9 protein-coding genes are annotated in these 10,508 nt (G+C 37.3%); 8 read left to right on the forward strand and 1 reads right to left on the reverse strand.

Features of this window, described 5'->3' with window-relative positions; translation table 11 throughout:
- Positions 1 to 236, forward strand: a 236-nt coding sequence (locus tag Q8S45_RS01385) for a PEP-CTERM sorting domain-containing protein (protein WP_305600542.1), incomplete at its 5' end; no start/stop codon positions are given.
- A gap of 144 nt (positions 237 to 380) precedes the next feature.
- Here Q8S45_RS01385 and Q8S45_RS01390 read toward each other — a convergent pair.
- Positions 381 to 611, reverse strand: coding sequence for a helix-turn-helix domain-containing protein (locus Q8S45_RS01390; protein WP_305600544.1), 231 nt, complete (start codon positions 609 to 611; stop codon positions 381 to 383).
- A gap of 230 nt (positions 612 to 841) precedes the next feature.
- Here Q8S45_RS01390 and Q8S45_RS01395 point away from each other — a divergent pair, with 230 nt between their 5' ends.
- The 7 genes from Q8S45_RS01395 (at position 842) to Q8S45_RS01425 (ending at position 9,772) form a co-directional block, all read left to right on the forward strand.
- Positions 842 to 1,378: a hypothetical protein gene (locus tag Q8S45_RS01395; RefSeq protein WP_305600546.1), complete on the forward strand. Its 537-nt coding sequence runs from the start codon at positions 842 to 844 to the stop codon at positions 1,376 to 1,378.
- A 96-nt stretch (positions 1,379 to 1,474) separates the two neighbouring features.
- A complete protein-coding gene (locus Q8S45_RS01400) occupies positions 1,475 to 2,008 on the forward strand; it encodes a hypothetical protein (protein WP_305600548.1) in 534 nt (177 codons plus the stop codon).
- Between the two features lie 582 nt (positions 2,009 to 2,590).
- Positions 2,591 to 4,198: a type I restriction-modification system subunit M gene (locus Q8S45_RS01405; RefSeq protein ID WP_305600550.1), complete on the forward strand. Its 1,608-nt coding sequence runs from the start codon at positions 2,591 to 2,593 to the stop codon at positions 4,196 to 4,198.
- Positions 4,195 to 5,433, forward strand: a complete 1,239-nt coding sequence (locus tag Q8S45_RS01410) for a restriction endonuclease subunit S (RefSeq protein ID WP_305600552.1) — start codon at positions 4,195 to 4,197, stop codon at positions 5,431 to 5,433. Before Q8S45_RS01405 ends, Q8S45_RS01410 begins: the two co-directional genes overlap by 4 nt.
- Before the next feature lie 11 nt (positions 5,434 to 5,444).
- Complete coding sequence (locus Q8S45_RS01415) at positions 5,445 to 8,315, forward strand: type I restriction endonuclease subunit R (protein ID WP_305600554.1); 2,871 nt, start codon at positions 5,445 to 5,447, stop codon at positions 8,313 to 8,315.
- Positions 8,316 to 8,377: 62 nt separating this feature from the next.
- Positions 8,378 to 8,815 (forward strand): TIR domain-containing protein, encoded by a 438-nt coding sequence (locus Q8S45_RS01420; protein WP_305600556.1) that lies wholly within the window; start codon positions 8,378 to 8,380, stop codon positions 8,813 to 8,815.
- A 93-nt stretch (positions 8,816 to 8,908) separates the two neighbouring features.
- Entirely contained in the window at positions 8,909 to 9,772 is an 864-nt protein-coding gene (locus tag Q8S45_RS01425) for a DUF4231 domain-containing protein (protein ID WP_305600558.1), read from the forward strand.
- Positions 9,773 to 10,508 lie beyond the last annotated feature (736 nt).

Raw genomic sequence — 10,508 nt, forward strand, 5'->3', positions numbered from 1 at the left:
TAGCATTGTCAGCAGATGGCATTTTATATTCATCGAATTACAGTAGTAGCTACCAAAATCTCATGTCTTATGACACTAAGACTGGTGCAGTCTCGAGTCTTGGCTCTCCATTTGGCAGTGGGGTGACGTCAATAGCGGTAAGTGTTCCAGCAGTACCAGAACCAGAAACCTACGGCATGATGTTGATGGGTCTTGGTCTGATGGGATTTGTGGCACGTCTCCGCAAGCAAGCTTAACCAACCCTGCTCCGTCCACAAGGGGCATCTAAGCAATAACTTTTGCTTTGTGACCAAACACCAATCCATGATTATTGAAGGGCTGGTGTGGGTCAACGTGTCTATAATTGGCATGAAATAATTCTTTAGGCTGAATGTTAAGTATTAACTATTCTGAAGTTTTAATTCAACCATTTCCATAAATTTTGAAGCGGAAATTTCAAGCACAGAAGTAAGTTTGAAAATTGTTTTGATTGATGCGCTATTTTGCCCCAACTCAAGAAGTGAGATGTAGTTACGCTCCAAACCAGCCTGAAGGGCTAATTTTTCTTGGGATATAGATTGCTTCTTTCTTAACTCCCTTAAGACTAATCCAAATGCGACTTCTGCTTCCAAGCTTACTCCTTTTCTGAAAGAGAAGTTACGGCAGAATGAAATCTAAGTCCTCACAATATATTGGGAATAAGTAGGTTATTAAAGTAATATGGGCTAAGACCTGCCCAAAAGAAAAAGATGAAAAACAAAAAATTCTGTTTATATACATTAGCAAAGTTTAGGTGATGTTGATGTATGCGATAACTAAATTCATTTGCTATCTAATACTAGGTTTATTTCCTACATTACTAATGGCAGGGGTTGGTGATGACTCTTCATGGCTTAATGATGGTGCTGGGTATGGTAATGGTTCGCTTTGGATATTACTTCTAGCACTGATTATTATTGTGATTGCCTCTATGTATGCTGGGCAAGTAATGATTATCGGAGTTGCTTTCATAATCGGTGCAACATTGACCATGTGGTTTGGCCCAATAATTGGTATATGTGCTGGCTTAGCTTTTATCTATTGGATAAACAAGAGTGAACCTAATAGCCATAAAAAAAACAATAGTTATGAATTAAACAAAAATGATTTTTCCATTCATGAACAAACCAAACATGAACCTGTAAAAGTAAATGTTGTTGAAACGTATCCTTTAAGCCAAGCCAAGGAATATAAAATATCTAAAGGCATATCTAGTCGTGATGGTGACAACCTTATAAAAAGAGATATGGATATGTTTAATGTAAAAAAATCCAAGATTACTCAAAACGACAGCAATAGCGATGAAAAGAATTCACTAGATAAAGACTTCCTGAAGACACGTATTAAAACTCGGAAATGAGCGGCAATCAAAACGTTCTTTTTGCGGCATATTATTACCGACATCAACTGCATTCATTAAGTTAACCCAAATTAATCTTTTATTAGGAAGAAGGTCATGAGTTCATCAAATGGGGAAAATGCTAAAGCTAGGATAGTTGAACCAAACGAATTTAATTCAAGGTTAACTGGCCTTGATGAAATTACATTGGAAAATATTGATGAAATATTAAACGAACATTTAACCACTTCTGAAGTAGTTAAGTCCGAAGCCCAAGAAGAGTCAAAGTTCTATAACATTGATGGTCTGAAATGGTGGATTCCATTAAATCATCAGATAGCACTAGCGGTAGAACTGGAATCTGAAGATGATTACTTGGAGGCGATACAGGACAAGCTAATGGGTCTGATAGAACAAGCAACGGTAGCGGAACGGAAAGCGGCTGTAGCACCACTGGGGGTATTCGGAAAGATGGTGGACGTGGACAATCCGTGGACAATGCTGAACGACCTGATGAACAACGGAATGGTAGCAGAAATGTTGATGGAGGGAAGACCAGCCATGGACAAGGAACTACTGGACGAAGACCAAAGAATAGCGGTAATAGAAGAACAGGAAGAACTGGATTTGGGAAACTTTCTAGCTGGCTAAGTTGTTTTATAGCGTTTGATTTGCTGAATTTTAATAGGTTATAAATTAATGAGAAAAGTAACATGAGTGACGCATGTATCCATGATGACAGTGGTCAGATAATGCTTTTTGCATTGGTTGGGTGCAGTAATTCCGACAATGATACTGACGATAAAATGTTTGGATTATGGGAAATGCACAACGGTAAGCGCGAGATAGTCTGCTGGTCGTATGACAAAGTTATTCTCGTTTATACTAAGAATAAAGTAATGACATTCATGCCATCAGAGCAATCTACTGAATGCCCAGTTTCTGACCATATTTCACCATTTCATAAATATAAACAGCCTATTCCAAAATATCTTGAGCCTATTTCTAGCTAATCAAGTTCCCATTCCTAAGCAAAAGGTCGCTGTGAAGGCTATATTGTTGACCATAACTCCGATGATAAATATTTATTAGAAGACTACGGCAAAGCTTGATGGAAAGGGAATAAATTTGCTTAATTGTTTGTATGTTGAATTTGTGGAATATATACATTCAATTCATTTTAATGTTCTATCTTTGTATTATGATATGGCAACTAATAACTAAGAAAAAATCATGTCAGAAGAACAAAGACGCCAACTCCAGCAACAACTTTGGAATATCGCCAATACCTTACGTGGCAAGATGGGGGCAGATGAATTTAGAGATTACATTTTAGGCTTCATCTTCTACAAATACCTTTCAGAAAAAATTCAACGATTTGCTGATGCAGAGCTTGCTCAAGAGAACCTCAAGTTTTCCGAAATCAAAGAAGACACAGCAGAAGGTCAAGAATACATAGAAGCTTTAGAGGATGCCGCAGTAAATGAGCTTGGTTACTTCTTAAAGCCATCTGAACTGTTTCATGCCATTGCCATGAAGGGAAGTAACCAACTAGATGCTAATGGTGTTGGAGATAGCCATAACTTCATTCTAGGCGACCTTACCAAGATACTTAAGAATATTGAACAAAGCACACTCGGAACTGATAGTGCAGATGACTTTGCAAACCTGTTTGAAGACTTAGACTTAACTTCAGGAAAGCTTGGTAAGACTGAAAAAGAGAAAAATGATTTAGTTGCCAAGGTGCTGGTGCATCTAGATAAAATTGATTTCAACCTAAGTGATGCCACCGCAGATGTATTGGGTGATGCCTATGAATATCTCATTGGTGAGTTTGCTAGTGGTGCAGGTAAGAAAGCTGGTGAGTTCTACACCCCCCAACCAGTATCAACCTTGCTTGCCAAACTTGTGACAGCAAATAATAAGAACCTCAAAAGTGTATATGACCCAACCTGTGGAAGTGGCTCGTTATTACTACGTGTAAAACGTGAAGCGACTAAGGTAGATAAGATTTACGGTCAGGAAATGAACCGTACCACCTACAACTTAGCACGTATGAATATGATTCTGCATGACGTGCATTACGCAGACTTTGACATTAAGCAGGAAGATACGCTAGAGCGTCCACAGCACCGCGATTTACGATTTGATGCCATAGTAGCCAATCCACCATTTTCAGCCCAGTGGAGTGCCAGCCAGCTTCATATGAACGATGACCGCTTTAGTGTCTATGGCAAACTTGCACCCAGCAGTAAAGCTGATATGGCATTCGTACAGCATATGGTCTATCACTTGGCTGAAGAAGGTACGATGGCAGTAGTGTTACCTCATGGTGTGCTGTTTCGTGGTGGGGCAGAAGGACATATTCGCACTTACTTGATTGAGCAATTGAACTGCCTAGATGCAGTGATTGGTTTACCTGCCAATATGTTCTATGGTGCGGCTATACCAACCACCGTTTTGGTATTCAAGAAATGTCGCAAACACCCTGATGACATTTTATTCATTGATGCTAGTCAATACTTTGAAAAGGTTAAAACTACTAATGTAATCAGACCTGAGCATATTCAAAAGATTGTGGATACTTACAAGGCGCGTACCAATGAAGACAAGTATAGCCATGTAGCAAGTATTGAGAGCATTAAAGCCAACGATTACAACCTGAATATTCCACGCTATGTAGATACCTTTGAGGCAGAAGATGCTATTGATTTAGGTGCAATTTCAGCGCAATTATTTGAGTTAGATAAAGCCAGCCAAGCGACAGATGCAACGATTGCGGCATTCTGCAAAGAGTTGGGTATTGAGCCACCTTTTGCAGTACAAGAGCAACAAACATGAATGTGCCTGTGTTAAGGTTTAGAGATGATATGGGTCAGAGATTTCCTGAGTGGGGAAATAGTACTTTGGAAGAGGTTTCAATTAATTATTACCAAGGAATAAATACTGCGGCTGATAAGGTTGAATATGTTGATGGTGGAGTTCCTATTATTCAGGCTAAACACATAACAGGAGAGTATTTAGATTTTTCAGACGCTAGAAGCTTGAACCAATCCGACTATGATAAATACAAAGATAAGTACAATCCAAAAGTAAACGATTTATTGATTTCAAATATTGGGACTTTAGGCAAAGTTGTATTAGTTGAGTTTGAAATAAAATTTTTAATCGCTTGGAATATATTTAAAGTCACGCTCAATACGAAGAAATGTTATCCACTGTTTATTAGAGAATTTTTAAAGAAAATTGCTTCAGATGGTTACTTTGATTCAATAAAAACTGGAAATGCTACAAAATTTATAAATAAGTCGGACATGCTGGCTATTGAAATAGTCTTTCCATGCCAAAAAGAGCAAGCAAAAATCGCCAACTTCCTCACGGCTGTTGATGAAAAAATCACCAACCTAACCCAAAAACACGACCTATTAACCCAATACAAAAAAGGCGTGATGCAACAGATTTTTAGCCAAGAACTTCGTTTTAAAAATGATGATGGGGGGGATTTTCCTGAGTGGGATTTTGTTGAGTTAGAAAAAATTGCAGTGAGAGTTAACAAGAAAAATAAAGACACTTCCATTAATAATGTATTAACCAACTCAGCCATTCAAGGCATTGTCAGTCAGTCAGATTACTTTGAAAGAGATATTGCAAATCAGAACAACTTAGGTGGTTATTACGTGGTTGAAACCGATGATTTTGTTTATAACCCAAGAATTTCAGCTAATGCATTAGTCGGTCCAATAAAAAGAAACCATTTAACAGTAGGTGTGATGTCGCCACTTTATACTGTGTTCAGATTTATAGTGGGAAATTTAGATTTTTATGAGCAATATTTTCAAACTAATCATTGGCATGACTACATGAAAAGTATCTCAAATACTGGCGCTCGTCATGACCGTATGAATATTACTAATGAAAGCTTCTATGATTTGCCTCTACCTTGCCCAATAGAGGCAGAACAAACCAAAATTGCCAATTTCCTCAAGGCGTTGGATGATAAAATCATCGCCACCCAAACTCAACTAAAAGCCGTAAAGCAATACAAACAAGGCTTATTACAGCAGATGTTTGTTTAAGTGAGAACATCTTGAGTACTCAATCTGAATATGCCTTAGAAGCCGCCCTAATTTCCCAGCTTAATGGCATGGAATACGCCAGTGTTGTGATTGAAGATGAGGCTTCAATGCTGTCTAACCTCAAGCGTCAGTTAGAAATTCATAACAAAGATATTAAATTAACTAACAATGAGTTTGACCGCATTCTCAATCACCTCAATACAGGCAGTGTATTTGAACGAGCAAAAATCCTACGAGATAAGTATGCTTTAAGACGTGACAATGATGAAGTGGCTTATATTAGCTTTATCAATAGTGATGACTGGTGCTTGAATGAGTTTCAGGTGACCAATCAAATTACCATGCAAGGTAAGCGTAAGAACCGCTATGACGTGACCTTACTTATAAACGGCTTGCCATTGGTTCAAATTGAACTCAAAAGGCGTGGTGCAGAGCTTAAAGTAGCATTCCACCAAGTTAATCGTTATCAACATAACTCCTATGATGCAGGGTTTGCTCTGTTTCAATATGTGCAGTTATTCATTATCAGTAATGGTGTTAATACCAAGTATTTCTCTAATAACAAACTGCAAAGCTTTCAACAGACCTTCTTTTGGACAGATAAAGAGAATAAACGCTTATCGGATTTGCATGAATTTTGTAGTGAGTTTCTGAAGCCTTGTCATATTGCCAAGATGATTACCCAGTATATGGTGATGACTGAAGAGCAAATCATTAAAGTCTTACGACCCTATCAGTTTTATGCCACAGAAGCCTTGGTAGATAGAGTTAAGCACAGCAATGACAATGCTTATATTTGGCACACGACAGGCAGTGGCAAAACGCTTACTTCATTCAAGGCGGCACAAATCATCCAACGTATGCCTAAAGTGCATAAAGTGGTGTTTGTCGTAGATAGGAAAGACCTAGACTATCAGACCTGTAAAGAATTTAACGGCTTTTCTAAAGGCAGTGTGGATGAAACGACTGATACTAGTAAGCTAGTAAGGCAATTCAATGACGACAGCAATAAACTCATCCTCACCACGATTCAAAAGCTCAACAATGCCATCATGAATCCAAGGCATATGGGTAAAGTTGAACACTTGCAGGATAAGAAGGTGGTATTTATCTTTGATGAATGCCATCGTAGTCAGTTTGGTGATACCCATCAGAACATTAAGAAGTTCTTTAGAAACGCACAGATGTTTGGCTTCACTGGTACTCCTATCTTTGCTGATAATGCATCAGGTAGTATCGGTAATCAAAAAACTACCAAAGACCTGTTCAGTGAGTGTTTACATAAGTATGTGATTGTTGATGCTATCAAGGATGAGAACGTACTGCGCTTTGCAGTGGAGTATGTAGGCAAGTACAAACGTATCAATAGCAATAATGAATTGGACATTGCAACGGATGCTGATATTCAGGTGGAGGCAATAGATACCAAAGCCTTACTGGACAGTCCGAAACGGCTTGAAAAAATCACTGATTACATTCTTGCTTACCATACACAGAAAACTAAATCCCCTGACTTCACTGCAATGTTCTGCGTGAGTAGTGTGCAGACTTTAATTAAGTATTACGAGTTGTTTAAACAAAAGCAGGTAGGTGTCACCAAGCCACTTAGAATTGCGACTATCTTTAGTTACGCGGCTAATGAAGAAGACCCAAATGCCAACGGATTAATGAATGGACTAATTCCTGAAGAAAATCCTATGCCTGAAGGACCTATAAATCCCTACAGCCGTGACAAGCTGGATGAGTTCATTGCTGATTACAATGGTATGTTCGGTACTAAATACTCCACTAGTGATAGTCAGACCTACTACAACTATTATCAAGACATTGCCAAACGTGTAAGAGCAGGTCAAGTGGATATATTGCTGGTTGTGAATATGTTCCTAACTGGCTTTGATAGTCCAAGGCTGAGTACGCTCTATGTAGATAAGAATCTGAAGTTTCATGGCTTGGTTCAAGCTTTCTCACGTACTAACCGTATTCTGAATGACAAGAAATCGCAAGGTAATATCGTGTGCTTTAGAAACCTTAAAGCGGCTACCGATGAAGCCATTGCATTGTTCTCTAACAAAGATGCTAGAGAAACGGTTCTACTTGAGCCTTATGAGGATTACGTCACCAAATTCAATGAAGCCACTGAAGCTTTATTGGCAATAGCACCTACTGTAGCTAGTGTAGATGTATTAGCCGATGAGAATGCTGAATTAGACTTTGTGATTAAGTTTAGAGAATTGCTACGTCTTAAAAATATCATTACAACTTTTGCAGAATTCAGTGTTGAAGATTTAAACCTGCCTGAGCAAGAGTTTGAAGATTACAAGAGCAAGTATCTTGATGTGCATGACAAAGTTAAAAAACAATCTGACCCTGAGCAAGCTTCAGTCCTTGAAGACATAGATTTTGAGTTAAGCCTGATTCATCGTGATGAAATTAATGTGGCGTATATTCTGAATCTATTAATGACTCTAGGGAAGCTTAATCCTGAAGAAGCTAAGAAACGCCAAAAGGAAATTATTGATTTGGTGGCTGGTGAGGTGCAACTGAGAAGCAAACGCGAGTTGATTGAGAAGTTTATTGAAGAGAATCTACCTAAGTTAAAGCCTACCGATAACGTAATTAGTGAGTTTGAGGGTTACTGGGCAAAGCATAAGAAAGAAGCATTTGAACTGCTTTGTGTAGAAGAAAAGATTAAACCTGAGCAGTTAGAGAAGCTGATGCAGAACTATCAGTTCGTTAATCGGTTGCCTCACCAGCACGAAATTGCTGGCGCACTTGAATTCAAGCCGTTAATCAAAGAACGTAAATCTATTCTAGAGCGTGTGGGAGATAAGATTCAAACCTTTATCAATACGTTTATTGAGGGAATGGGTGGAAGTGTTTAACTAAATAAATTTATATATTAAATATTTTAATATATAAACACAGTGCAAATTAAGGAGAAATAATGAGTAGTCATCAAATCCACATTTTTATAAGCCACTCATGGAAATATTCAAGTGTATATGAAACATTAGCAAGTTGGATATTTGATGAAAAATGGACTGTCGGACAAGCATCTATTGATTTTAGAAACTTCTCCGTACCACAAGATAACCCAATTCATAATGCTCCAACAAATAAAGCTCTAACAGATGCAATCTATAATCAAATTGCGAAAAGTCATGTGATTATTATACCTACTGGCATGTATGCTAACTATAGCAATTGGATACAAAAAGAAATTGAAGGTTCAAACACCTATGCAAAACCTATTCTAGCTGTCAACCCAAGAGGACAGGAGAGAACTTCTGGGATTGTTGTGGAAAACTCACATGAACATGTGGGATGGTCAAAAAATTCAGTAATTGATGGCATTTGGAAGCTTTATCAATCTAATAAATAATATCCATGAAATCTTATGAGTTTGGTAATGTGCTATTACAGGTCATTAATTGCAGCGTAATACTTTTAGAGCAAATGAAATAGAAAAGGATATATGGATAATAAAGACTTACCTGCTTTATACGAAGCATCAAACAAAATTTCTCAAGACGCTCAGAGGGAGTTCTTTTTTGTATTTGGCCTTAACTTACTGTGCCTATCGCTTGCAGCAGTATTGTCAGTATTTTACGTTTCTGATACTACTTTTATTTACATTCAAATTGCAGTTCTATTACTAAGTTTTGGATGTACGATTTTAATTGGAGTTCGTTTACCAGAAAAGTCTTGGTATGGAGGTAGAGCGTTAGCCGAGTCTGTAAAGACATTATCATGGCGGTTTATGGTTAAAGCAGAACCATTCAATATAGACAGTGATGCAGCAATTGAGTTATTCATTACAAAACTTAAAAAAATTGTTGATAGCAACAAAGAAATTACAAAAAAAAGTGTCAAGCACTCTGAGGGTAAAGAAATAACTAATTTGATGCTAGAAACAAGAATGAAGAATCTCAATGAACGAAAAGATTTCTACTTAAAATACCGAATTAATAATCAATTAACTTGGTACAGAGCAAAATCAAAATTTAATAAAAAGCAATCAAACATTTTCTTTATAGCGATATGCATATTTAGCATATTTGCAATTGCCTCCTCTATCGCTAGGATTAATCACCCCACAACTGAACATTGGCCAACTGATATATTTGTTGCTGTAATTGCTTCATTGCTAGGCTGGAATCAGGCAAAGAAATTTCGTGAGTTAAGTGCATCATATGCCCAAACGGTTTATGAAATTAACCTAATTAAAGAACAAGCTATATTAATAAAGACTGAGGAAAACTTTTCTGTGTTTGTTGGTGATGCAGAAAATGGATTTTCTCGTGAACATACTCAATGGATTGCAAGAAGAGATATCTGAAATAAAAAATGCAATTGAAAACGCATAGTGCGATGCAAAAGTATAAGTGTTTAGCAAGTTACTGCACCTCATATATTTTTTCACATTGTTATAGAAAATGAAATTAACTTAAAGATTATCTAAGTTTGAGAATGATTAAATATACCTAAGCCAAGAGATAGTATTTACTAGAAAAATGTTACAACACCAATCATATTGGGGTAACTTTAGGGGTAACTCTGTTATATAAAAATATTAGAGTTTTGCAAATAAAGGCTTGCAGACTATTGTTATGGGGACTCTTTCCCACCATTACAGACGCCCCTCTCGGAAGATTGGGGCGTTTTTTTTATACTGATTTTCTCGATTAGTAGCCGCCTAGTAGCCGCAAGTTACCTACGCCTTTAATTATGAAGTTAAAATTCCAAGGTGATGAAGCGCTGCCTCCTCTAATGGGATTATTAAAGTAGATAGAGCGTCAACAGCATCTGCATAACTTTCAAAAATTAATCCCTTTTCACCAGCATGAACAATTGCGCATCTAATCTGATATGCAATAAAAACTCCCTTTTTAACTCTATTATTTAATTCATTTTTGTTATGAGATTTGTCAAAACTTTCTATTCGTAATAGAAGATACTAAATATACCACTCCTATAATTTTCAAATAGCGCAAAAATCTGTTCAATCATCAAAATTAGTTCTCACACTTAAACCATGGCGCACCCATCGGCACGCCAAGCGCTTTGGCTTCGTT

This window comes from Lutibacter sp., from assembly GCF_030692605.1.
GTDB lineage: Bacteria > Bacteroidota > Bacteroidia > Flavobacteriales > Flavobacteriaceae > Lutibacter.